The 22,673-nt window shown below is 36.8% G+C and carries 24 protein-coding genes; 13 read left to right on the forward strand and 11 right to left on the reverse strand.

The genetic code is table 11. The features are described 5' to 3' along the window. Positions 1-3: 3 nt before the first annotated feature. Entirely contained in the window at positions 4-495 is a 492-nt protein-coding gene (locus KRODI_RS06900; protein ID WP_013750872.1) for a single-stranded DNA-binding protein, read from the reverse strand. A gap of 209 nt (positions 496-704) precedes the next feature. Further along, a complete protein-coding gene (locus KRODI_RS06905; protein ID WP_013750873.1) occupies positions 705-1,106 on the reverse strand; it encodes a DUF3244 domain-containing protein in 402 nt (133 codons plus the stop codon). Between the two features lie 212 nt (positions 1,107-1,318). On the opposite strand from KRODI_RS06905, the gene KRODI_RS06910 reads away from it, so the two are divergent. After that, positions 1,319-2,191 (forward strand): AraC family transcriptional regulator, encoded by an 873-nt coding sequence (locus KRODI_RS06910; RefSeq protein ID WP_013750874.1) that lies wholly within the window; start codon positions 1,319-1,321, stop codon positions 2,189-2,191. A 4-nt stretch (positions 2,192-2,195) separates the two neighbouring features. On the opposite strand, the gene mutY is transcribed toward KRODI_RS06910, so the two are convergent. Beyond that, positions 2,196-3,251, reverse strand: coding sequence for an A/G-specific adenine glycosylase (gene mutY, locus KRODI_RS06915; protein ID WP_013750875.1), 1,056 nt, complete (start codon positions 3,249-3,251; stop codon positions 2,196-2,198). A 128-nt stretch (positions 3,252-3,379) separates the two neighbouring features. Between mutY and KRODI_RS06920 the strand changes: the two genes are divergently transcribed. From KRODI_RS06920 to KRODI_RS06930, 3 genes are all read left to right on the forward strand, one after another. Continuing rightward, positions 3,380-3,670: an HU family DNA-binding protein gene (locus tag KRODI_RS06920; protein ID WP_013750876.1), complete on the forward strand. Its 291-nt coding sequence runs from the start codon at positions 3,380-3,382 to the stop codon at positions 3,668-3,670. A 325-nt stretch (positions 3,671-3,995) separates the two neighbouring features. Next, the gene (locus tag KRODI_RS06925; protein WP_013750877.1) at positions 3,996-5,546 is read left to right on the forward strand and encodes a ribonuclease E/G; all 1,551 of its coding nucleotides are present in this window, start codon (positions 3,996-3,998) and stop codon (positions 5,544-5,546) included. Positions 5,547-5,583: 37 nt separating this feature from the next. Further along, positions 5,584-6,111: a regulatory protein RecX gene (locus KRODI_RS06930; protein ID WP_013750878.1), complete on the forward strand. Its 528-nt coding sequence runs from the start codon at positions 5,584-5,586 to the stop codon at positions 6,109-6,111. Here the strand turns inward: KRODI_RS06930 and KRODI_RS06935 are convergent. From KRODI_RS06935 to KRODI_RS06945, 4 genes are all read right to left on the reverse strand, one after another. Then, entirely contained in the window at positions 6,108-8,795 is a 2,688-nt protein-coding gene (locus KRODI_RS06935; RefSeq protein ID WP_013750879.1) for a carboxypeptidase-like regulatory domain-containing protein, read from the reverse strand. The genes KRODI_RS06930 and KRODI_RS06935 overlap by 4 nt on opposite strands. Next, on the reverse strand, positions 8,788-9,561 hold the full coding sequence (locus KRODI_RS06940; RefSeq protein WP_049783465.1) for a GLPGLI family protein: 774 nt from the start codon (positions 9,559-9,561) through the stop codon (positions 8,788-8,790). Before KRODI_RS06940 ends, KRODI_RS06935 begins: the two co-directional genes overlap by 8 nt. Before the next feature lie 55 nt (positions 9,562-9,616). After that, complete coding sequence (locus KRODI_RS15595) at positions 9,617-9,802, reverse strand: hypothetical protein (protein ID WP_158307002.1); 186 nt, start codon at positions 9,800-9,802, stop codon at positions 9,617-9,619. Between the two features lie 586 nt (positions 9,803-10,388). After that, positions 10,389-10,874, reverse strand: a complete 486-nt coding sequence (locus tag KRODI_RS06945) for a PAS domain-containing protein (RefSeq protein WP_049783436.1) — start codon at positions 10,872-10,874, stop codon at positions 10,389-10,391. A gap of 165 nt (positions 10,875-11,039) precedes the next feature. On the opposite strand from KRODI_RS06945, the gene KRODI_RS06950 reads away from it, so the two are divergent. The 8 genes from KRODI_RS06950 to KRODI_RS06985 all read left to right on the forward strand — a co-directional run bounded on the left by KRODI_RS06950 (position 11,040) and on the right by KRODI_RS06985 (position 17,665). Continuing rightward, on the forward strand, positions 11,040-11,693 hold the full coding sequence (locus KRODI_RS06950) for a metal-dependent transcriptional regulator (protein ID WP_013750882.1): 654 nt from the start codon (positions 11,040-11,042) through the stop codon (positions 11,691-11,693). Between the two features lie 21 nt (positions 11,694-11,714). After that, complete coding sequence (locus KRODI_RS06955; RefSeq protein ID WP_013750883.1) at positions 11,715-12,503, forward strand: transporter; 789 nt, start codon at positions 11,715-11,717, stop codon at positions 12,501-12,503. Between the two features lie 6 nt (positions 12,504-12,509). Beyond that, a complete protein-coding gene (locus KRODI_RS06960) occupies positions 12,510-13,427 on the forward strand; it encodes a metal ABC transporter solute-binding protein, Zn/Mn family (protein ID WP_013750884.1) in 918 nt (305 codons plus the stop codon). 119 nt (positions 13,428-13,546) lie between these two features. Then, positions 13,547-14,335: a metal ABC transporter ATP-binding protein gene (locus tag KRODI_RS06965; protein ID WP_013750885.1), complete on the forward strand. Its 789-nt coding sequence runs from the start codon at positions 13,547-13,549 to the stop codon at positions 14,333-14,335. A 133-nt stretch (positions 14,336-14,468) separates the two neighbouring features. After that, positions 14,469-14,900: a four helix bundle protein gene (locus tag KRODI_RS15360; RefSeq protein ID WP_013750886.1), complete on the forward strand. Its 432-nt coding sequence runs from the start codon at positions 14,469-14,471 to the stop codon at positions 14,898-14,900. Between the two features lie 6 nt (positions 14,901-14,906). Further along, a complete protein-coding gene (locus KRODI_RS06975) occupies positions 14,907-16,019 on the forward strand; it encodes a metal ABC transporter permease (protein WP_013750887.1) in 1,113 nt (370 codons plus the stop codon). Continuing rightward, positions 16,019-17,176, forward strand: coding sequence for a metal ABC transporter permease (locus tag KRODI_RS06980; protein ID WP_013750888.1), 1,158 nt, complete (start codon positions 16,019-16,021; stop codon positions 17,174-17,176). Before KRODI_RS06975 ends, KRODI_RS06980 begins: the two co-directional genes overlap by 1 nt. Before the next feature lie 84 nt (positions 17,177-17,260). Continuing rightward, positions 17,261-17,665 carry a hypothetical protein gene (locus tag KRODI_RS06985; protein WP_013750889.1) on the forward strand — a complete coding sequence of 135 codons (405 nt, stop codon included), beginning with the start codon at positions 17,261-17,263 and terminating at the stop codon, positions 17,663-17,665. Here KRODI_RS06985 and KRODI_RS15650 read toward each other — a convergent pair. The 4 genes from KRODI_RS15650 to KRODI_RS07000 all read right to left on the reverse strand — a co-directional run bounded on the left by KRODI_RS15650 (position 17,662) and on the right by KRODI_RS07000 (position 20,979). Next, the gene (locus KRODI_RS15650; protein ID WP_186439091.1) at positions 17,662-17,802 is read right to left on the reverse strand and encodes a FeoB-associated Cys-rich membrane protein; all 141 of its coding nucleotides are present in this window, start codon (positions 17,800-17,802) and stop codon (positions 17,662-17,664) included. The genes KRODI_RS06985 and KRODI_RS15650 overlap by 4 nt on opposite strands. 37 nt (positions 17,803-17,839) lie before the next feature. Continuing rightward, positions 17,840-19,966, reverse strand: coding sequence for a ferrous iron transport protein B (feoB, locus tag KRODI_RS06990; protein ID WP_013750890.1), 2,127 nt, complete (start codon positions 19,964-19,966; stop codon positions 17,840-17,842). A gap of 3 nt (positions 19,967-19,969) precedes the next feature. Continuing rightward, on the reverse strand, positions 19,970-20,200 hold the full coding sequence (locus KRODI_RS06995; RefSeq protein WP_013750891.1) for a ferrous iron transport protein A: 231 nt from the start codon (positions 20,198-20,200) through the stop codon (positions 19,970-19,972). Between the two features lie 74 nt (positions 20,201-20,274). Then, the gene (locus tag KRODI_RS07000) at positions 20,275-20,979 is read right to left on the reverse strand and encodes an SCO family protein (protein WP_013750892.1); all 705 of its coding nucleotides are present in this window, start codon (positions 20,977-20,979) and stop codon (positions 20,275-20,277) included. A gap of 143 nt (positions 20,980-21,122) precedes the next feature. Between KRODI_RS07000 and rseP the strand changes: the two genes are divergently transcribed. Next, on the forward strand, positions 21,123-22,430 hold the full coding sequence (gene rseP, locus KRODI_RS07005; protein WP_041295839.1) for an RIP metalloprotease RseP: 1,308 nt from the start codon (positions 21,123-21,125) through the stop codon (positions 22,428-22,430). Positions 22,431-22,673 lie beyond the last annotated feature (243 nt).

Genomic DNA, 22,673 nt, shown 5'->3' on the forward strand with positions numbered 1-22,673 from the left:
AAATTAAAATGGCAAATCATCTACATCACTAGTGTCTGTAGAGGGCTGTGCCGGTTGTGCTGGTTGGTTAGGGTTGTAAGGTTGTGCCTGAGGACGTGCTGCTTGTGCAGGTTGTTGTGCTTGTTGTCCACCTCCTTGTGACTGTCCTTGGTTTTCTCCTTTAGGAGTAAGAAAAGTAAACTCTTGGCACTGGATTTCTGTAGAGTATCTGTCCATTCCTTTATCATCTGTCCACTTGCGCGTTTTAAGACGTCCTTCTACATATACTTTGTCACCTTTTTTGAGGTACTTTTCACAAATTTCGGCAGCCTTGTTGCGCACTACAATGTTGTGCCACTCTGTATTGCTCACTCGCTCGCCAGTGGTACGGTTTACATATTCTTCATTAGTCGCCAGCGGAAAACGTCCTATACAATTACCACCTTCAAAGTAGTTCATCTTTACATCATCTCCCGTGTGACCTATTAAGATCACTTTATTGATTGTTCCTGCCATAATTTCAAATGTAGTAAATATTGCAATGCAAGTGTGTTATGCTTTCGCGAAAATATGCTCTCATACACCATTATCTACAAATATTAAAGGCGTTCTTTTTTTGAGATTAAGGGGTTGTTACAAGAAATAAATGAACAAAAAAATCCCTAGACGAACTACCATCTAGGGATAACTAAGCATACTAATTGTTTACTGCAAGCAAACAGATATTATAGTATTTCAAACTCTTTACTAAAGCTCTTTTCTTCATTTTCAATTTGGATAGTGTAGTATCCTTTGTAAGCCCCTTCAAAATTGAATGTTTTACTTACAGAAGCTTCTCCGTCAATCTCTTTTGAGTAAACGATACGGTTAAGTCCATCTCTCACTTCTAGCTTTATACGTTGTAACTCTGGATTAGAAAAACTCACATATACCCTGTCTGTTCCTTCTGTAAAAACATCTTTGTCTATTGCGTTAGACGCTTTTTTAATTTTATCACCTGGATTTGAAGTTTCAATTAAAAGCTCAGGTTGTACGTCATAATGTGTCATCTCACTAGTAGCTGCAAATGTTGTGATAGCAGTAAATAATAAAAATGCAATTGCTGAAAATTTTAGTGTCTGTTTCATAACTGTTGATTTAAGTAATTGATTAATTATTTATTATGGTACAAACATACGGTGGTTATTAAGGGATCACCACTGCTAATTGTGCAGCAATATGTTCATTTTTAACCTACAGCATGGTTAATAGGGGTGTATGTGTTAATTTAGAACACATTTAAGGTAAATTAATGTAGTTTTCATTTTGTAGTCATTTATAAATTTGTAAAAAAAAGGCCATGCTTCTGCATAAACCCACTTTTGAATCTATTACTCCAGATTTTGGTAATTCATTTACATATCAAAGATTTGATGAGCATCATGTTAATGATAACAGTTTGTGGCATTATCACCCAGAGATTGAGCTGGTTTATGTAAATGGAGGTACAGGAAGACGACAGGTGGGAAGTAACTTGTCTTATTATACATGGGGTACACTTATTCTTGTAGGTAGTAATTTGCCACATTGTGGTTTTACAGATGAACTTACGGGCAATAAAAGTGAGACTGTAATACACATGAAAACAGATTTTCTAGGAGATACTTTTTTTGACCTTCCAGAAATGGCGTCAATTAAAAGACTTTTACAAGTAGCACAACGCGGGATTGTTTTTTCTGGAGAGACTAAAAAGAGAGTAGGGGCAATGATGGAAGAGATGGAGGATCAATCAGATTTTAATCGTCTCATGACTCAAATAACTGTATTAAATGAGCTGGCAACTACAAAAGAGTTTAGAATATTAAATGCAGATGGCTTCTCTTTACTCTCTGATGTAAAAGATAATAACCGTATTAATGAGGTCTTTAATTATGTAAAAACTCATTTTAAAGAAGAAATTCCTCTAGAAGAAATGGCAAATATTACAAACTTGACCATTCCATCATTTTGTCGCTATTTTAAAAAGATTACTCATAAAACATTTACGCAGTTTGTAAATGAGTATCGACTCGTGCACGCATCTAGACTGCTAGCGGAGCAACCCATGAGTATTACCCAAGTATGTTATGAGAGCGGATTTAATAACTTCTCTCACTTTAATAAAAAGTTTAAAGCCTTTACAGGCCAGAACCCTTCAGATTATAGAAAGGAGCTTAAGACTGTTTTAGAGTAACGAACTACTGAGGCAAAAACTCTTCTAAAAATCTACCTATCAATATAGGTACAGGAAAATCTCTTATAGTTGATAAGGGTGTTCCTTTTGCACCAGTGGCTGTTACATCAACTACCCAGAAGGTAGTATGTAGATGCTGGTGAGATAATTTATGAACGATTGGTTTCTCATTAAATCTTACCACCTCTGTAATGTTCATTTCTTGAGCATGCTTTGAGTTTGTAACGCTTTCGCGAAAGCGGGATTCTTCACCATCAGTAAGCGCGGTATCAAGTTCAATTACTGGGAACTCGTAGAGTCCTTGCCAGATCCCCTTGCCGGTACGTTGTTGTAATAAGGTCTGTCCGTCTTTATCTCTAAAGACAAGATAGTTGAGGTAGCGATTACGCACTTTAGTCTTTTTAAGCTTTACAGGGAGTTCAGAAACTTTGTTCTTTTGCAAGGCTACGCACTTGTCATTATATATGCAATGAAGGCAGTATGGATTTTGAGGTTTGCATTGTATCGCGCCAAACTCCATAATAGCTTGATTAAAATCTGCTGGGCGTTTTACATCTATGAGCTCTTGGGCGAGCGCTTTAAACTCTTTAATTCCGGGCGTACTATTTATAGGAGTGTCTATACCATATACCCTTGAGAGGACTCTATATACATTACCATCTACCACCGCGGTAGGCTCGTTAAAGCTTATGCTTGCAATGGCACTTGCCGTATAATCACCTACTCCTTTTAACTTTTTAATTTCTTCATAGGTATTTGGAAAGACTCCACCGTGCTCATTTACAATAATTTGAGCAGATGCGTGGAGGTTTCTACCACGGGAATAATAGCCTAATCCTTGCCAAAGTTTAAGTACTTCCTCTTCGGTTGCATTTGCAAGATCTTGTACTGTAGGAAATGACTTTGTAAAAGCCAAATAATAGGGTAATCCTTGCGCTACTCTCGTCTGTTGAAGAATAATTTCTGAGAGCCAAATCTTATAAGGGTCCTTAGTGTTGCGCCATGGCATATCGCGTTTGTGTTCTAAGTACCAAGCAATGAGTTTGTTAGAAAATGACAATGTAAAATAGGGTTTTACACAAAGCTAGATGTTATGTATCTATTTTTTAAAAGATTATGTTTGATTCTTTGTTATTATAATCCCTATATTTGCAGTCTTGAATTTTTAACCCCTAAATATTTGACATTATGACTAAAGCTGATATCGTAGCTAAAGTTTCTGAGAAACTAGGTATCGAAAAAAATGACGTGCAAGCAACTATTGAATCTTTCATGGAAGAAGTAAAAACTTCTTTAGAAGGTGGAGATAACGTGTACTTAAGAGGATTCGGTAGCTTTATTATCAAAACCAGAGCGGAAAAAACAGGTAGAAATATTTCAAAAAATACGACTATCAAAATACCAGCACATAATATTCCAGCGTTCAAGCCTGCTAAAGTTTTTGTAGAAGGTGTAAAAACGAACGTTAGTGTAGACTAATAAGTAATTAAAAACTATCATTTTTATGCCAAGCGGTAAAAAAAGAAAAAGACACAAGGTAGCGACTCACAAACGTAAGAAAAGACGTAGAGCAAATCGCCACAAGAAGAAAAAGTAGTCTTAAGACTACTTTTTCTTTTATTACACCCTCTGGGTGTAATACTGCGTTCATTGACATTGCAATAACAGCACTTCCCGCACCTTGGGTACGTCATTATTGCACCGGTATTTATTACACAACGTATGCATATGGCATACACCACAATCTGTAATGAATTAGAATTATCAACCATCCCGATATCTATTGGGATAAAATTACTACACAGTGAATAAAGAATTGATCATTAGATCTAGTTCCTCCGTAGTTGATTTTGCCTTATTAAAAGATGGAAAACTTATTGAGCTTCATAAAGAAGAAGATAAAAATAAGTTTAACGTAGGTGATATTTATATCGCAAACGTAAGAAAGACCGTTTCTGGTCTCAATGCCGCATTTGTAAATGTGGGCTATGAGAAAGATGCATTTTTGCATTACCATGACCTCGGTCCTAAACTTCCTACGCTTCAGAAATACATAAAAAGTGTTACTACAGGTAAATTAAAAGACTATTCCTTACAAAATTTCACCTTTGAGAAAGACATAGACAAAAACGGTAAAATTGCCGAAGTTCTTAAGTCTAAACAAAGTGTACTTGTACAGATTGCAAAAGAACCTATCTCGACCAAAGGGCCTCGCATAAGTAGCGAGCTGTCTATTGCTGGACGTTATATTGTTCTCGTTCCTTTTTCTGACCGTATCTCTATCTCACAAAAGATTGAGAGTAAAGAAGAAAAAGCACGTCTTAAAAGACTTGTAACAAGTATCAGGCCTAAAGGGTTTGGCGTTATCGTACGCACAGTAGCTCAAGGTGTAAAAGTTGCAGAACTAGACAAAGACCTGCAAAATCTAGTGGACAAATGGACCACTATGAGCAAAAAAATTCCAAACGCTCACCATCCTAGCAAAGTTCTAGGAGAGATGAATCGTGCATCGTCTATCCTGCGGGATATTTTTAACGATAGCTTCACGAGCATCACTGTAGATGATGAGACGTTGTATTATCAAATTAAAGATTATCTAAGCGAGATTGCTCCACACAAGGAGAATATTGTAAAATTATATAATAACCAACTACCTATTTTTGAGAAGTTTGGTATTGAGAGACAGATTAAAACGTCTTTTGGTCAGACTGTATCAATGAGCCGTGGTGCTTATCTTGTAATTGAACATACAGAAGCCCTGCACGTTGTAGACGTAAACAGTGGTAACAGATCAAATAAAGCTAAAAGTCAAGAAGATACTGCACTTGAGGTAAATATGATCGCCGCTTCAGAAATTGCACGTCAGCTTAGCCTCCGTGATATGGGAGGAATTATCGTAATCGATTTTATCGATATGGGTAAAGCTGAACACCGCCGCCAGTTATTTAATCACCTCAAAGATGAGATGAAAGATGATCGCGCAAAACACAAAATATTACCTCCTAGTAAATTTGGACTTATCCAGATTACTAGGCAGCGAGTACGTCCAGAAATGAACATTAAGACCCGTGAAGAAAATCCTAACGGTGGCTCTAATGAGATAGAAGCTCCTATTGTAATAGTAGAGAAGCTTCAAGGACAACTCAACCGCATTTTAAAATCTGGTGCAAAAAAGGTGACGCTTCATGCACACCCATTTGTAGCAGCTTATATTACAAAAGGATTTCCATCCATAAGATCTAAATGGTTTTTAGATCACAAGAAGTGGGTAAAAGTAATGCCACGAGATGCATACACGTATCTTGAGTATAACTTTACAGACGCTTCGGGTAAGGATATCAAGATTGAAAATTAGCAAAAACCCCATTCTCTTTTGAGAATGGGGTTTTTTTATGCCCTTTTGTAAAAATGGTATCCTTGCAAACAAGTACTTTTGTCTTGTGCAACAACCTGTAAAAACATATACTGTAGAAGAAGCAAAGCGCAAGCTAGAAGCCTACTGCGCTTACCAAGATCGCTGCCATAAAGAAGTGGCTCAAAAGTTACGAGACATGCGTATGATACCAGACGCAATAGATGTGGTGATAGGTCATTTACTAGAGCACAACTTTTTAAACGAAGAACGTTTTGCAAAAGCCTTTGCGAGGGGTAAATTTCGTCATAAAAGCTGGGGAAGGACAAGAATCACCCGCGAACTCAAACAACGCGGCATAGGGGCTTATAATCTCAAAACAGCCCTACTTGAGATAGAAGACGAGGAGTATGATACGGTTTTTAATACGCTTTCGCGAAAACGTTATGAACAACTCTCCTCAGAAACCGATAAATACCGCAAGCGCAAAAAACTAGCAGACTATCTCACCTACAGAGGTTGGGAAGGTGATCTTGTGTATGAAAAGGTGAAGGAGCTGGTGCCTTAGAAACGATAGCTCAGTTTAAGAAGTGCATATCTAGGTAAAAGACGATATTCTGTGGTGGAAGAGCCTATGTCGCTTATAGAAAACTCCCTGAAAATTTCTGTATTAAACAGATTCTTAGCAGAGAGGGAAACGCTCACTTTATTCTTTTTAATGTCATAGGTGGAAGTGAGATCTGCAAAATAATAAGTGTTATCACTTGATAGATTGCCAAAAAAATAACGCTCCGTCTGCACTTGCATATTGAATTTTTTATTTATAATAAAGGAGAGGTCAAGAAAGCTTTCATTGTTTGTAAAGTTGTTTTTAAATCCTGCGCTACGTATGCCGTTTGTTCTCCAAGTAGTACCTATGTGATAATTAAATATACCAGAAAAACCACTACGCAACTCTAATCCATAACTGTAATTATCTGATGTAACCTCTCTAGTAGGGGAGTCATTAACAACATTCTGGAAATTAATAGAGGAGTAAGAGATTTTTGCTTTTAAATTTGATTTTATAACTTTCAAATAATTATCCAAAGAGAGATTTGCACTGAGAAGCTCTTGATCTTTTAGTAATATTTTTTCTGATAATGTGAAGTCTTGTGTTATAGTTCTATTAGTTGATAAAAAATCAAAAGACTTTGCGTAGGTTACAAAAGCAGTAGCAAAGAATCGATCACTCCAGTTACCCAGCTCATATGATAGCGATAAGCTAGAAGCATCTAATTGATTAAATGTCCCTGTACCTCTAGAAAAACTTCTAAAACCAGAGAGAGCGTAATCATTATAAACTCCTGTAACACCACTATTTCTTCTTGTTAATGCACCGGATAAAGTAATTTTATTTTTCTCATTAATCTTTAGGGAGGTAGCAAGTGAAGGGTTTATAAAGAATATAGTTTCTGCGTTACTATTATTTGCTAATGTTTCATTGTCTAGGCTATTTGTAATGAGGTGATTTCCTATAGTTCCTGTAATCGACCATTTATTTGAAAATTTGTAAAAATATTTTACAGATAGATACGTATCATTTACAGTATAATTCAGATTATTTTGAAAATCTACAGGAGTAATAATTCCATCATTTGTAACAATAGTAAAGTCGCTTTGTAATGATTCCCCTCTTAGGGTGTTTCCAACTTTTATCTCAAAAAGATGACCATTTTCTCTACGATCTAGCCAGTGAGCCTCAGTGCCAAAATACTCATAATTTAGGCTGCTTTTCTGACTTATATTGTTCTGCGACTCGGTTTCTTCAAAAAGGTTGAAAAAGTTATTTTGATTCACTGTAAATCCTTGCGGAGCTTCTTCTTTTATATAGCGCCCAGTAATTAATAGTGCCTTATTATTTTCAAACTTTTTTGAGTATGCTATTTTTTGATCAAATCTATTATTTGTTTCGTCAAGCAGTTGGAGCGTAGGCGTGTTATTAAAAAGTAAGTTAGATTTTTTATCTGCAGTGACATTGCTATATTTTGAAACCACTTGTATGCTAGCGGTTTTAGATAAGTCGTAATTGATGTCTAGCTTTCCAAAGAGTGTTACAAAATCACTTTTAAGGCTATATTCCTCAGTGTTTGTAAAATTTGTACCATTTGCTACAAATGTATCTGTACTGTTTCTGAAGTAAGCAAGCTCATCCCAGTTTGCAAATCCTATAGTTTTAATTTTAAGGTGCTCTGAGGGATTAAAAATAGCATTGAGAGATAGTAACTCTGCATTATTAAACTTAAATCTAGACTCTTTAAAATAAGGAACCCTATTTGATAAATGTATGAGCTTATTGCTTTGCTCGCTGTCGCCTATACTTCCAGGCTCCCCATAGCTAGAAGATCGTATAAGATGACTGATATCACCGGTAGCGTCATATCCTACATTATTAAGATTTGTAAAGAAGTAATACTTATTTTTCTTGCCAAAATTTAAGAGATTTGCTCGTGCATCATAACGATCTTGTGACGCCAGACCGTACCCTAGGTCGACATTGCCAAACCACTGCCGTTTTGCATCTTCATTAAGTGTAAGGTTAATGGCGACTTTATCGCTCTCCTCAATGCCCTTAAGGAGTTTATTATTAGAATATCGTTTAAGGATTTCTACCTTTTGTATGGGCGAGGCAGGCATGTTTTTGGTGAGTGTTTTGTAACCTTTTTCAAAAAAATCATCATTCTCAATCATCACTTTTTCTACCTCTTGATTTCCTATTTTTATAGTACCATCATCTGAGATGTTAATGCCAGGTATTTTACGAAGTAAATCTTCTGCCACAGTCTCTGTACCGTCTGTAAAGGAGGATGCGTTAAAGACGATGGTGTCTTTTTTAACTCTTATAGGTCTTTTTGAAATGATAACCGTTTCATTAAGAGAGAAAGCCTCCTCATTTAGTATAGTGTTGAGGGTAACATTAGTCGTTTCATTTCTTATAGTAATTGGTTTTACTATAGTTTCAAACCCTAAGCTAGAAAATACAACTTGATAGTCTCCTATTTGTTTTACAGGTAGTTTATACAAACCATTTTTGTTGGTATATGCATACGTGAGTATTGCTGTAGTGTCGCTTTTTTTTAAAATAACATTTACAAACTCTAATGGCGTTTTGTCTATAGCTGTAATTGAGCCTTCAATGTAATGTTGAGAGAAAGAGATGTATGGTGTTAGGCTTATTACTATACAGCATAGCAGCACTATTATTTTATTCATTAAAATATTCTAATTTACCTCCGCAATCTGTACAGTTTTTATTCCTTTTTAAAGGAGCTGTTCCAGCTGGTAGTTTTGATGAAAGTTCTGCGAAAAATTGATCTGCTAAATATTCTTTACGCTCTAAGTATTCCTTTATAGATAGTGCATTTTTAATTTGAATCTGTTTTATTGATTCATCGCAGTTTATAGTTACATTACTTTTTATTTTTGTGGCTATGACATGAAATGAGTATTCCTTGTCATATGCTTCTAGAATAAGCCCTGGTAAATTATTTAATTTCCAAGGTCCAGTAGACAAAGGAATATCTGGTGTAAACCAAGCAATGTATTCTCGACCTCTGAAATGTACTTTAGCTTTTTGACAGCTATATTTCCCTATATTTTTGAACTCGTCAATAATTTCCCAATCATGGTTGAAGGAACTGTCATTCACAAGTAATTCTTCGTCGGTATCGATTTCTTTGAAAAAGAAACCTTCCTTTTTCTTTAGATAATAAGCAGGAGAAATATTTTTTCTTCCCAGGACATATGTTTTTGAAGATGAGCCCGCAGTCGAATTCTTTCTTAAAATGGTTTTTTTCTTTTTTATATCTGTTTCTAGGTAGAGTGAATTAATCCTATTCGTGTAGAGTTTCCATTTGGAATTGACTTTATGGCTAAGTTCAATGGTTTGAGTATATTCTACAATAACACATGTACCGTTCTGACCATAAGTAAAATTTAGTATTGTAAGACACGCCAGTAAAAAAAAGAAAGTTTTCATACATAGTAAGTTATAAATTACCTTGACTATTAGAATAGTCAAGGTAATAAAGTTGTTATTCAGAAATTTCTTGCTCTTGTGGTGGTCCTTGAGGCCAGTACTTACAATCATATTCTTTCCATTCACTACAATTAGAAGTGCCGTCTGGATTATCAACGCATGTTCTAGAAATGCATCTGTCGGTATCATATTCAACCGTTATAGATATTGTGCTTTCTGTTTCGGCCGAATGGAAGCTCATAAGCCCAAAACTTAACAAAGCTATTATTGCTATTTTTTTCATCAGTTTAATTTTAAATAAATTCTCAAAATTTCTTTAAAGTCGGCTTTAAGAATTGCGACTCAAAAAACTAAATAACAGATTTATATTGCGCAATACTAGTCTGTTATTTAATTACTAGCATACTAGATGATTAATCATTTGCAATGTAGTAAATTCCTACAGATGCATTTTACGGATTTCCTTTATTTCGGCTAATTGAAGGTAAATTAACTACTCGGTTTTTTTTAACCAACTTAGTATACTGTATATCAACAATTTATAAGCATTTAGTAGATGTGTTAATTTTTATAGATTTTCGTGATATTAGTATAAATAATTGATTTTCATATCATTTTATGCGCTTGTAAACTTTAAAAAATAGATAGATTAGAATTTGAGTCCTCTATATTGTAGTCTATAGAGTTTATTATTTTTTGCAGGGATAATCACTTTCGCGAAAGCATAACAAAACAAAAACCCACATGTAAAACATATGGGTTAAAATAGAAATAAATGTGTTTGATATCCTCTTATCTACTATTGCAAAGAGGGAGATAAGTAAAAATTAAGCTACACGTGCTTTCTTTTCAAGAGCCATAAAGTGTGTGAGTTCTTGATCTTTATTAAAGAGAGGTATGATTTTTATATCACAGAGATATGGCGTGCCGTCTTTTTTATAATTGAGTAGTTGTTTGACTACAGGTTTTTCAAGACGTAGTGTGTTACTTATAACTTCCTTGGTTTCTTTTGAGGTTTCTGGTCCTTGTAAAAAACGAGGGTGTTTCCCCACAGCATGATTTCTTGGGTAGCCTGTCATTTCTGTAAAACCACTGTTCACCCATTGGATTACTTGGTCACGATCTGTCACTACAATTGTGGTAAAATCTTCTGTTGCCAGTAGCGAAGTATCAAAATCCCAATTGTACTTTGAGATGAAATCTGCTACCTGAGAATAATCAAGTTCTCTAGCAACTTTAGTAGCTCTAGCGACTAGGTATTCTGAAAAAATATCCCACGATTGTAAAGGCGCGGTAGCTTTTACATTTTGCATATTGTTATAATTTGTGATAAATATAGAAAAGTGATATTCACTAAAATTATTTAATATATTAATTAACACAAACGTTTAAGAGACATTAATTTAGTAGACATATTTAGGCTAGACTAAATATATTTTTTTACTACTCTACTTCTGTTTACTACCTTTGATTAATATATGTACACACTAGCAGAAGAAAATTATCTTAAAACAATCTTCCACCTTGAACAAGAATTTAACAAGGAGGTAAGCACAAACGCACTTGCAGAAACGATGCAAACTAAGGCGTCAAGTGCAACAGATATGGTGCAAAAACTTGCAGATAAAGGCTTGGTTTCTTACCGAAAATATAGAGGTGCCCGCTTATCAAAAGAGGGCGAAAAAGCAGCAATTTATATTGTGCGTAAACACAGGCTTTGGGAAGTTTTTCTGGTGGAAAAACTCAATTTTCAGTGGGACGAGGTACACCATATTGCAGAGCAATTAGAACATGTAAACTCTACAGAGCTTATTAATCGCTTAGACAAATTTCTTGACTATCCAGACTACGATCCTCATGGAGATCCCATTCCTGATAAAAATGGAAATATTAAAAGTGCTATAAAAAAGTTACTATCAGAATTAAACAAGGGAAATACGGGCCAACTTGTAGGAGTGCGAGAAACATCGGCAGAGTTTCTTCAATTTTTAGATAAAAGGAACATAGCTATTGGAGCAACTATAAAAGTACTAGGGCGAGAGTTTTTTGACGGCTCGATGGTTATACAAGTTAAAAAAGAACAGTTTTTTATCTCCAAAAAGATAGCAGATAATCTGTATATCCAGATTTAATAATTACCAAAATCAATCAACTTGAAACAATTAGTTACCCTTACTTCATTATTAATGTTGGCCAATACCGCAATTATTTTTGCCCAAGAAACCACAACTCCAGGCTTAATTACAGATCGCCCGGATGCAACAGAGTCTCCTACGGTCGTGCCCAAAGGCAGCCTGCAGGTAGAGACGGGAGCTTACACAACAACGTATGAAGAGAATAATATAGAGGAACGAGTGTGGGGTTACAATACTACGCTGCTGCGTTATGGGATACTAGATAATCTTGAACTTAGAGTGGGATGGGCGTACCAAGAAGTGGAGACAAAAATCAATGATCAAGAAGTAAGTAGCCTTAACGGGATGTCTCCGTTACTTTTTGGGGCAAAAGTGGCGATCGCACAAGAAAATGGATGGAAACCAGAAATAGGGTTAATAGGCCATTTATTTCTTCCATTTACCGCAAGTACAGACTTTAAGCCAGAATTTACTAGTGCAGATTTTCGCTTTGCGTTTAATCATACACTTGGTGAGCGATCAGGGATTGCATACAACCTTGGAGGACAATATGGAGGTGACTCGCCAGAGCTTGCATATGTGTACACAATCTCATACGGCTATGCAATAACTGATAAACTCGGGGCTTATGCAGAGGTTTATGGAGATCTTCCAGAAGATAATCGCGCAAACCATTTTTGGGATGCTGGTCTTACATATGCCATTGCCCCATTAGTACAACTCGATGCAACAATCGGTCAGAGTATTACAGATGGACAAGATTTATTGGTCAGTGCGGGAGTTAGTTTTAGAATAGATAAAAAATAAGAAATAATGAAACAGAGTCTATATATAGTAATTGTCATTTTCGCTTTAAGCGTGATTAGTTGCAAGGGTGAGAAGGAAAGTAATGGCAAATTAAATGTAGTTGCTACCACCTCAATGATTACAGATCTTGTAAAAAATATAGGAGGTGATCTCATTAATCTTGAAGGGTTGATGGGCGCCGGTGTAGATCCTCACTTATACAAAGCAAGTGCTGGTGATGTTACAAAACTCGCTGGAGCAGATGTGATTTTCTATAATGGGCTACACCTAGAGGGTAAGCTTGTAGAAGTTTTTGAAAAGATGAATGCCACTCAAGTGACGCAAATTCCCTTAGGAGAGTCGCTGGATAAAAATACGCTCATAGGCTCAGATTATTTTGCGTCTAACTATGATCCGCATGTGTGGTTTAATATTCAGTATTTTAAGCAATTTGCAACAGAGGTGGTAAGTACGCTTTCGCGAAAAGATCCTCAGAACGCAAAAAGCTACGAAGCAAATGCCCAAAATTATCTTGCACAATTAGACGAGTTAGAAGCTGAAATCAAAGCTACAATAGCTACACTCCCAGCCGAAAAAAGGATTCTTGTTACGGCTCATGATGCCTTTAACTATTTTGGGAAGAGTTATGGTTTTGAAGTAGTAGGATTGCAAGGACTATCTACCGCTACCGAAGCAGGAGTTAAGGATGTACAGCGTCTTTCTCAATTTATAATTGACAATAAAGTGAAAGCCATTTTTGTAGAAAGTTCTGTACCTAGAAGAACAATAGAAGCATTGCAAGCAGCGGTGCAATCTAGAGGACAAGAAGTAGTGATAGGTGGTTCATTATATAGTGATGCGTTAGGGAACGCAGGAAGCGTAGAGGGAACATACATAGGCATGTTCAAATATAACGTGACTACTATTGTAGAAACTTTAAAATAGAAGAACAGAAAAAATAGGTAAAGGATAAGGAAATACGAGTTTATAACTATACACTAACTTATAAGCATCTCTATTTCGATTGTACAGATAGTACCCTTTTTCTATATAAAGCGAAAAACATGAGAGAGAATTTAAGTAATAGATTACAATCTTCTCCCCTTGGGGAAGATCAAGAGGGGAATATAGCTATTCGTGTTGATGACCTTACGGTTGCATATAACTATAAGCCGGTTCTTTGGGATATAGATCTAGAAGTGCCAGAAGGAGTGCTCATGGCTATTGTGGGGCCCAACGGCGCAGGTAAGTCTACGCTTATAAAATCTATTCTCGGTATTATAGATCCCATTGCTGGGAGCGTTTCTATCTACGGAAAGCCATATGATAAGCAGCGCAAGCTAGTAGCATACGTTCCTCAAAAGGGAAGTGTAGATTGGGATTTTCCCACCACGGCACTTGATGTGGTAACTATGGGAACCTACGGAAAATTGGGCTGGATAAAACGTCCTGGAAGCAAAGAAAAACGAGCAGCGCTAGAGGCACTAGAGAAAGTTGGGATGCTTCCATTCAAGGCGAGACAAATAAGCCAACTTTCAGGAGGGCAGCAACAGCGTGTTTTCCTTGCGAGAGCACTAGTGCAAGATGCAGCTATCTATTTTATGGATGAGCCTTTTCAAGGAGTAGATGCAACCACGGAGATTGCTATTATTAATATTCTTAAAGAATTACGTAAAGCAGGAAAAACGGTAGTGGTAGTGCATCACGATTTACAAACGGTACCAGAATATTTTGACTGGGTAACTTTTTTAAATGTAAAGAAAATCGCAACAGGACCTGTGAGAGATATATTTAATGATGATAATCTCACCAAGACTTATGGTATTAATTACAAGGTGGCGGTAAATAAATAGTATGTAGGCGGTAGGACGTTCCGGTGGAACTGTTAGGACGCGATGCTTGTAGTATAAGTTGTTTGCGTTCCTTCTATCACCAAAAAATTTAAGGTTGAAACATGTAATTGATTTAAATATAAAAATTACTGAGATGGAAAAAGTAGTATTCAATTTTGAAAAATTGAGTGTTTATCAGAAAGCACTAAACTTTATTGACGCAGCTGATGCGTTGATTGATACTTTTCCACAAAAAGAGAGATATCGACTATCGAGTCAATATGGTAGGGCGGCTCTTTCTATAGCATTAAATATTAGTGAGGGTCACGGTGATACAAATAAGCAATTCAATAGATATTTAAATATGGCTTGGGATTCCCTTAAGGAATGTGTAACATGTTCTACCGTAGCAACTAGAAAAAAGTATATTACTCAAGAACAGAATGATAATACTAGAAAAACAATTACAAGGAATTGCAAAAATGATAATGGGCTTAAAGAAAAGTCTAAAATTGGATTAGATCTTTTCACTACAAGCGAAGCGTCCTACAAGCACCAGCGGTGCATTCTAAGTCCTACAAACTAATAACTCATGGAACTCTCAGAATATTTCTCTCAACTCTTCTCTGACTACACCCTCAGAACCATCACGCTGGGTACTGCTATACTTGGTGCTATTTGTGGTATGTTGGGTAGTTTTGCAGTACTTAGAAAGCAAAGTTTACTTGGTGATGCGATATCTCATGCTGCGCTGCCTGGTATTGCTATTGCTTTTTTAATTACAGGTACAAAGGATACTAACATATTGTTGCTAGGAGCCTTAGTAAGCGGACTTATAGGCACGTTTTGGATACGTGGGATGGTGACCAAAACACATCTTAAAAGTGATACAGCCCTAGGGCTTGTATTGTCGTTATTTTTTGGTTTTGGAATGTTATTGCTCACGTTTATACAGAAACAACCAAATGCAAACCAAGCGGGGCTTGATAAATACCTTTTTGGTCAAGCCGCGACGTTAGTGGAGAAGGATGTGACGTTAATGGCAGTAGTTACAGGGATTTGTCTAGTTATCATGTTACTATTCTGGAAGGAGTTTAAAATCTTACTTTTTGATGCAGACTACACAAAAACCTTAGGGTTTAACACTCGTTTTATTGATATACTCATCACCTTTTTTATTGTACTTGCCATTGTGCTAGGACTACAAACAGTAGGAGTTGTATTAATGAGTGCGATGCTACTCGCACCTGCAGCAGCGGCAAGGCAGTGGACAAATAAGCTAAGTGTGATGATTGTACTCGCAGCTATATTTGGTGCGTTTTCAGGAGTCTTTGGGACGGCAATTAGTGCTAGTCAAAATAACCTATCTACAGGCCCAGTGATTGTGCTAGTGGCAAGTGTGTTTGTGCTTTTTTCATTCATCTTTTCTCCTGGGCGCGGTATTCTTTTTAAACAACTCCGCAAATATCAAAATAGACGAGACTTGGAACTCCAGAAGACATTGCAGTTTATGTTTGATATTGCAAAAACACATGAAGATATCTCTCACCCTCACGCAATATTAATTCTAAACAATTTTCAAGGATATGCAAAATCTACATTGAAGGAGCTAGAAGAAAAAGAATGGGTCAAAGTAAAGGGTCAAAACTGGTCGCTTACGAGTAAGGGTTACGATGCAGCTGCAAATTTATATAACAATAACTAATGGATGCACAAATAGAAATACAATTGATTGCCGCAGTAGTAGCCATTGCTTGTGCCATCCCAGGGGTGTTTTTGGTACTACGTAAAATGGCACTTATAAGTGACGCCATTAGTCACTCTATCTTACCAGGGATTGTAATTGGCTTTTTTATTACTGAAGATCTTAATTCGCCATTGTTAATTTTACTGGCGGCTGTAACAGGTGTCATTACGGTTATGATGGTGGAGTCCATCCAGAAAACAGGATTAGTAAAAGAGGACACCGCTATAGGATTAGTGTTTCCAGCACTCTTTAGTATAGGCGTTATTCTCATTGCCAAAAATGCAAACGATGTGCACCTTGATGTAGATGCAGTATTGCTAGGCGAACTAGCATTTGCGCCTTTTGATAGGCTTATTATAGCGGGAACAGATGTAGGGCCTAAGTCATTATGGGTGATGGGGGCAATTTTAAGCATCACTGTGGGGATGCTCTTCGCGTTTTTTAAAGAGCTTAAGGTGAGTACCTTTGATGCAGGTTTGTCTGCAGCACTTGGTTTTTCTCCAGTGGTTTTACATTATGGACTCATGACTATTTCTTCAGTAACGGTTGTTGGTGCTTTTGAAGCGGTAGGAGCAGTTCTTGTAGTAGCACTAATGATTGCGCCTGCGGCAACCGCTTATTTACTTACATCAGACTTGAAGAAGATGTTAGTGCTTTCGGTAATATTTGGAGTCTTTTCGGCAATTGGTGGTTATTGGATGGCTCATTTTCTAGATGCGTCCATCGCTGGGTCTATGACTACTGTTCTTGGTCTCGTATTTCTTACCGTATATTTATTTGCGCCTAGTAAAGGACTTATTGCAGTGATGTACAGGCAGCGACAGCAGCGCACAGAAGTATCCTTACTTACGTTCTTATTACACCTTAATAATCACGAGGAAGAAAGTGAGAGGCATGTGCAGCATCTCAACGAACATATAAATTGGCAAAAAGTAAGATCTGAAACTGTACTAGAACTTGCCGAAAAAAATAATTTGATCAAAATCAGCAGTGATATTGTCGCGCTCACACCAAAAGGGAAAGAGTTTACAGATCTTGCGTTAGAATATATTATCACAAATAAGGATGAGCATATCGAGCATATGAAAGATGATTTTTTCTTATTTAGAGGATAATCTGTAACATGGCATCGCTTTTGGAGTATTTAGAAGTATAAAGCACCAGTGTCTATTTATTTAGGCTGTGTAAAAACTAGCATTATGAAAACCTATTACATCGTTGCGATTATATTTTTTTGTTCCGCTTTCGCGAAAGCGCAAGACTCCACAACAGTAGAGGTTCCTAAGATATATTTGAAGGCTTTTCAAGGACAGTCTACTATTATCGAGGGTACATCTCTGCGATTAGTGAACGTTATTGAAGATAGTAGATGTCCGCAGGGAGTAGATTGTATCTGGGCTGGAAATGCTAAAGTCGTCGTAGAATTAACAAGCGAAAGTGGTAAAAAAACCACTAAAGAAATTATACTCAATGGTGGGCGAGTAGCGCCTATATACTCAGAAGACGGTCTTGTAATATCAATTAAGGGGCTAGCTCCGTACCCTACATCTTTATCAAAAATTAAAGCAAGTGATTATTATTTACGAGTAGAAGTGAGTAATTAACATCCACAACTGCCAGTGCCGCAGCCGCCGTCGTCTTTCTTTTTCAAGAAAGCTGGTGTCCACACAAACTTTGTAACTAGATACCCTAGGGCTACTAGAAAAATAAGAATCACGATAATATTTTGTATTAGTTCCATGCGTTCTTAGTAGTTAAATAAGCGTCTAGCTTACAAATTATTTTAAAATTTGGAATGCGGCAAGCGCTGCTACATATGCAATTGCGGTCATGGCTACAAGCTGTATTGCAGGCCATTTCCAGCTGTTTGTCTCTCTCTTTACAATAGCAAGCGTACTCATACATTGCATGGCGAATGCATAAAATAGTAATAAGGAAATTCCGCTAGCAAAATTAAACCTTGGTGTTCCTAGCACTGGGTTTATCTCTCCAGCCATACGGTTTCTAATAGTCTCTTCCTCGGCATCACCTACGCTATATATGGTGGCAAGTGTACCTACAAAGACCTCTCTTGCTGCAAATGAAGTAATAAGAGCAATTCCTATTTTCCAGTCATAACCTAGTGGTTCTACAATAGGCTCTATCGCTTTACCCATATAGCCTATGTAGCTATGTTCTAGCTTCTGGCTTGCAACTAGTTTGTTTATTTCTGCTTGGTAAGCCTCCGCATCTGGAAATGCGTTTATGCCTCCTTCTGCTTCTAGTTGTGTAGTTACAATATCTTCTGCTTGATTAAACTTTTCATTAGGTCCAAAGGAAGCTAGTACCCATAATACAATGCTAATAGCAAGGATAATCTTACCTGCATCTACTACAAAGGATTTTGTTTTTTCAAGAACATTGATCCCTACGTTTTTAAGCAGCGGCATTTTATAGTTAGGCATTTCTACTACAAAAAATGACTTACTTTTTATCTTAAGAATTTTATTGAGAATCCATGCAGAACCTATCGCAGCGCCAAAACCAATGAGATACATGAGCATGAGTGTAAGCGCCTGTAGATTAAAAAACAGAAACTTCTCATCAGGAATTACTAGCGAAATGATGATCAAATATACAGGCAATCTTGCCGAGCAGGTAGTAAATGGAGTAACTAGTATGGTGATTAATCGCTCTTTCCAGTTCTCAATGTTACGTGTTGCCATAACCGCAGGGATGGCACAAGCAGTTCCAGAGATAAGTGGAACTACAGATTTACCACTAAGTCCAAAACGGCGCATCACTCTATCCATTAAGAAAACCACGCGACTCATATAACCACTCTCTTCTAGTACAGAGATAAAGAGGAATAAAAAGGCAATCTGAGGAATAAAAATAACAATACCTCCTAATCCAGCGATAATACCCTCTGCTAGAAGGTCTGTGAGTTTACCTTCTGGAAGGTTAGTTTGCACCCACTCACTCATACTAGCAAATGCAGTGTCTATAGCATCCATTGGGTACTGTGACCAGTCATATATTACTTGAAATATGAGTAGTAATATGGCAAAGAAAATCACGTAACCCCACACCTTATGTGTAAGTATGCGGTCTAAGCGAGCTCTTAAATCTTTTGCATTTTCAATATCTATGGTTTGAGTTTCTCTCAAAACTTCATTGATATACTTATAGCGTACAATCGTTTCTTTTTGCTGTAGTCTTTTGAGATTACTCTCCGACTCAGTTTTAAAAGAAGAGATGGTTTTCATCTCGTTGCGCTCTAGCTTTCCAAAGTTTACGTCTTGTGTAATTACAAGCCATAACTTGTATAAATCTTGCTTTGGAAAAGCTTTACGTAATCTGTCAAAATATTCTGGAGCAATTACAGAAGCATTAATACAAGGTTCTGTATTGATAGATCTGTACTCGGTAATAAGTTCTTTGAGCGTATCAATCCCCGTGTTTTTACGGCTGCTTATAAGTGCGATTCTTGTTTTAAGGCGCTCTTCCATCTTAGGAATGTCAAGAGAGATTGCCTTGCGCTCCATACGATCTGCCATGTTAATAGCAAGAATAGTAGGGATGCCAAGATCTTTAATTTGTGTAAAGAGTAGTAAGTTGCGTTTAAGATTTTCTACATCAGAAATTACAACGGCAACATCTGGATAATCTTTGTCATTCTTATTAAGAAGTAATTCTATAACCACATTTTCATCAAGAGATGAAGCGTTAAGGCTATAAGTACCGGGTAAGTCTAAGATGTGTGCTTTAACACCACGATCTAGTTTACAGATGCCTTCTTTCTTTTCTACAGTAATCCCTGGGTAGTTACCTACTTGCTGGTTGAGACCCGTAAGATGGTTAAAGACAGAAGTCTTACCTGTGTTTGGATTTCCTATGAGGGCAACGTTAATCTGTTTGGCCATAATTTAGGATGGCGTTTCTATGATTATTTGAAGAGCCGTTTCTCGGCGTATCGCTAGGTGACTTCCATTCACATCTATATATAGAGGATCAGAAAATGGTGCGAGTTGTATCAATCGTACTTCATTGCCTGGTAGGCAACCCATCTCGAGTAACTTAAGAGGAACTTCGTCTGTCATCACATCTATAATGATAGCGCGTTCTCCTTTTTGTAAATGAGCGACTGTTTTCTTCAATGTTTATTTAGATTGAATTTAGATAACAAAAGTAATGCATTTTACGCTTTCGCGAAAGCGTACGTAATTCCATTCTAAAAAATCTTTTGGTACCAAGCTTTCCTTGGCTCATAAGATGCTTTTAAAATCTCAATATCCTCAAGTAATTGATCTATTGCTTCTGGGTCTGTACCGTCATAATAACCACGTATTTGACGTTTTTTGTCTATAAGCATAAAGTTCTCAGTGTGAACCATATCAAGATCATCTTCTGTTCCTGGGAGGTCTTTTACAGCCAAATAACTTTTTCGCGCAAGCGTGAAAATTTCTTCTTGAGAACCAGTAACTAGGTTCCATCGTGAGTCATCTACTCCTTTTTTTACGCCATACGCCTTCAAAACTTCTGGAGTATCATAAGTAGGGATTACTGAGTGAGAAAGTAGTTTAACTAGTGTATCTCCCTCTAGCTTCTTTTGTATTTGAACCATGTGCTCTGTCATAATAGGGCAAATGGTCTGGCAGGTGGTAAAGAAAAAATCTGCTACGTAGATGTGATTCTCATAATCATTCTGTGTGATTGTTTTTCCATTCTGATTAGTGAGTGAAAAATCGGCAATGGTGTGATATTTCTTCACATATTGCATGGTGCTGTCTACGAGTTCTTTATCTACCATGTCTGGTTGGTAAATTGTAAGAGATGGAGTTACTTTGAGTTGGCTATATATTAAAGTCATAATAATGACAGAAAGAATACCAAGGGTGATAAATAGTGTTTTATAGCGAGCGAGGTGATGTGCCATAGTGCATTTTTTTACAAAGTTACAATCCAAGTGGCAGTTATATAAAGTATGGCTTGAAAAATGCTATCCTACGCGCATATAACTTTAGTATGCGCATCTAAAAGCCTATTTTTGTGCGTTCAAAATTTGACTTATATCCTTCTATGGAGACTTTTATACAGATTGCCCAGTTTACGCTTGCTATTTCTATCCTTGTAATTTTACATGAATTTGGTCACTTTGCACCAGCTCGTTACTTCGGGATTAAAGTGGAGAAATTCTTTCTCTTCTTTGATGTAAAGTTTGCATTGTTCAAGAAAAAAATAGGAGATACGGTTTATGGAATCGGCTGGCTTCCGCTAGGAGGTTATGTGAAGATTGCCGGTATGATTGATGAGAGTATGGACAAGGAGCAAATGGCAAAAGATCCAGAACCTTGGGAGTTTAGATCAAAACCAGCATGGCAACGTCTTATTGTGATGATAGGTGGTGTGACTGTAAATGTGCTTCTTGCATGGTTCATTTATAGTGCAATGCTTGTATATTATGGTGATGAGTATGTACCTGCAGATCGTCTTAAGTATGGTATTGCTGTAGGAGAAGTAGGAGAAGAAATAGGATTGCGCAATGGTGATCAAGTAATAAAAATAGATGATAAAACGGTAACGCGTTTTGACGATGTGCAGATTGACATACTATTAGGTGATAACGTAACTGTAGTGCGTGATGGTAATGAACTTACATTTCCTATCCCAGATGAAGCAAAAAAATCTGTACTTGATGCAGAGGAACGTTTTATAAGACCGCGTTTTAGTAACACAATAGGGTTAGTGGCCAGAGATTCAATAGCATTTAACAACGATGTGCTTGTAGGTGATAAAATTGTAGCTATTAATGGAAATGCTATTAATGAATGGACTGAGTTTCAGTCTATTTTTGATCAAGCAAAAGGCGGAGATGTTGCTATGACACTTAATAGAGACGGGCAACGTATAGAAAAAACCTTTGCTGTGGGCGAGGGGCGTTCTTTTGGGGTAGGTGCAAACGTTGAGGAATTATTAGTAAAAGATGAGTATAGTATAGGAGCGGCAATTCCTGCTGGTCTTACAAAAACATGGGATGTACTCACTAAGCAAGTGCGCCAGTTTAAATTAATTTTTAATAGTAAAGTACAAGGATACAAGAAAGTAAAAGGTCCTATAGGTATTGTAGAGATGATGGCACCACAATGGGATTGGTATAAATTCTGGGGATTCACTGCTATGTTTTCTGTTTGGCTTGCCTTTGTAAACATTCTTCCTATTCCTGCACTTGATGGAGGACATGTGATGTTTTTATTATATGAAATGATTTCTGGAAAAGCTCCTTCAGAAAAGACATTAGAAAGAGGTCAGATTATTGGTTTTGTCATTGTGATGGGATTAATGGTGGTGATTTTTGGAAATGATATTTGGAATTTGATTAAAGGGTAATTCTATAACGCTTCCGCGAAAATTGAATTTATAATTTTATTCTATCGTTTTTCCACTTTAAAATAGTGAAAAATTATGCAGGCGCAATTTTGCCTGCTATCACGACTCGTTTGAGGGTGTTTATTGGAAATTATGAACACATGCTTGTCTTTTTAATTATCTATCCAGAAAAGCTCTTAAATTCGTTATTCTTCTTTTTTCTTTAAAATTTTACGATTTTAAGCGGTACGTTCTTTTCGCTGA

It is taken from the genome of Dokdonia sp. 4H-3-7-5 (assembly GCF_000212355.1).
GTDB lineage: Bacteria > Bacteroidota > Bacteroidia > Flavobacteriales > Flavobacteriaceae > Dokdonia.

Excerpts from the sequence above, each read along its gene's own strand:
- KRODI_RS06900 (WP_013750872.1), bottom strand. The coding sequence starts at position 495 with ATGGCAGGAACAATCAATAAAGTGATCTTAATAGGTCACACGGGAGAT.
- KRODI_RS06905 (WP_013750873.1), bottom strand. The coding sequence starts at position 1,106 with ATGAAACAGACACTAAAATTTTCAGCAATTGCATTTTTATTATTTACT.
- KRODI_RS06910 (WP_013750874.1), top strand. The coding sequence starts at position 1,319 with ATGCTTCTGCATAAACCCACTTTTGAATCTATTACTCCAGATTTTGGT.
- KRODI_RS06920 (WP_013750876.1), top strand. The coding sequence starts at position 3,380 with ATGACTAAAGCTGATATCGTAGCTAAAGTTTCTGAGAAACTAGGTATC.
- KRODI_RS06930 (WP_013750878.1), top strand. The coding sequence starts at position 5,584 with ATGCCCTTTTGTAAAAATGGTATCCTTGCAAACAAGTACTTTTGTCTT.
- KRODI_RS06935 (WP_013750879.1), bottom strand. The coding sequence starts at position 8,795 with ATGAATAAAATAATAGTGCTGCTATGCTGTATAGTAATAAGCCTAACA.
- KRODI_RS06940 (WP_049783465.1), bottom strand. The coding sequence starts at position 9,561 with ATGAAAACTTTCTTTTTTTTACTGGCGTGTCTTACAATACTAAATTTT.
- KRODI_RS15595 (WP_158307002.1), bottom strand. The coding sequence starts at position 9,802 with ATGAGCTTCCATTCGGCCGAAACAGAAAGCACAATATCTATAACGGTT.
- KRODI_RS06945 (WP_049783436.1), bottom strand. The coding sequence starts at position 10,874 with ATGCAAAATGTAAAAGCTACCGCGCCTTTACAATCGTGGGATATTTTT.
- KRODI_RS06950 (WP_013750882.1), top strand. The coding sequence starts at position 11,040 with ATGTACACACTAGCAGAAGAAAATTATCTTAAAACAATCTTCCACCTT.
- KRODI_RS06960 (WP_013750884.1), top strand. The coding sequence starts at position 12,510 with ATGAAACAGAGTCTATATATAGTAATTGTCATTTTCGCTTTAAGCGTG.
- KRODI_RS06965 (WP_013750885.1), top strand. The coding sequence starts at position 13,547 with ATGAGAGAGAATTTAAGTAATAGATTACAATCTTCTCCCCTTGGGGAA.
- KRODI_RS15360 (WP_013750886.1), top strand. The coding sequence starts at position 14,469 with ATGGAAAAAGTAGTATTCAATTTTGAAAAATTGAGTGTTTATCAGAAA.
- KRODI_RS06975 (WP_013750887.1), top strand. The coding sequence starts at position 14,907 with ATGGAACTCTCAGAATATTTCTCTCAACTCTTCTCTGACTACACCCTC.
- KRODI_RS06980 (WP_013750888.1), top strand. The coding sequence starts at position 16,019 with ATGGATGCACAAATAGAAATACAATTGATTGCCGCAGTAGTAGCCATT.
- KRODI_RS06985 (WP_013750889.1), top strand. The coding sequence starts at position 17,261 with ATGAAAACCTATTACATCGTTGCGATTATATTTTTTTGTTCCGCTTTC.
- KRODI_RS15650 (WP_186439091.1), bottom strand. The coding sequence starts at position 17,802 with ATGGAACTAATACAAAATATTATCGTGATTCTTATTTTTCTAGTAGCC.
- feoB (WP_013750890.1), bottom strand. The coding sequence starts at position 19,966 with ATGGCCAAACAGATTAACGTTGCCCTCATAGGAAATCCAAACACAGGT.
- KRODI_RS07000 (WP_013750892.1), bottom strand. The coding sequence starts at position 20,979 with ATGGCACATCACCTCGCTCGCTATAAAACACTATTTATCACCCTTGGT.
- rseP (WP_041295839.1), top strand. The coding sequence starts at position 21,123 with ATGGAGACTTTTATACAGATTGCCCAGTTTACGCTTGCTATTTCTATC.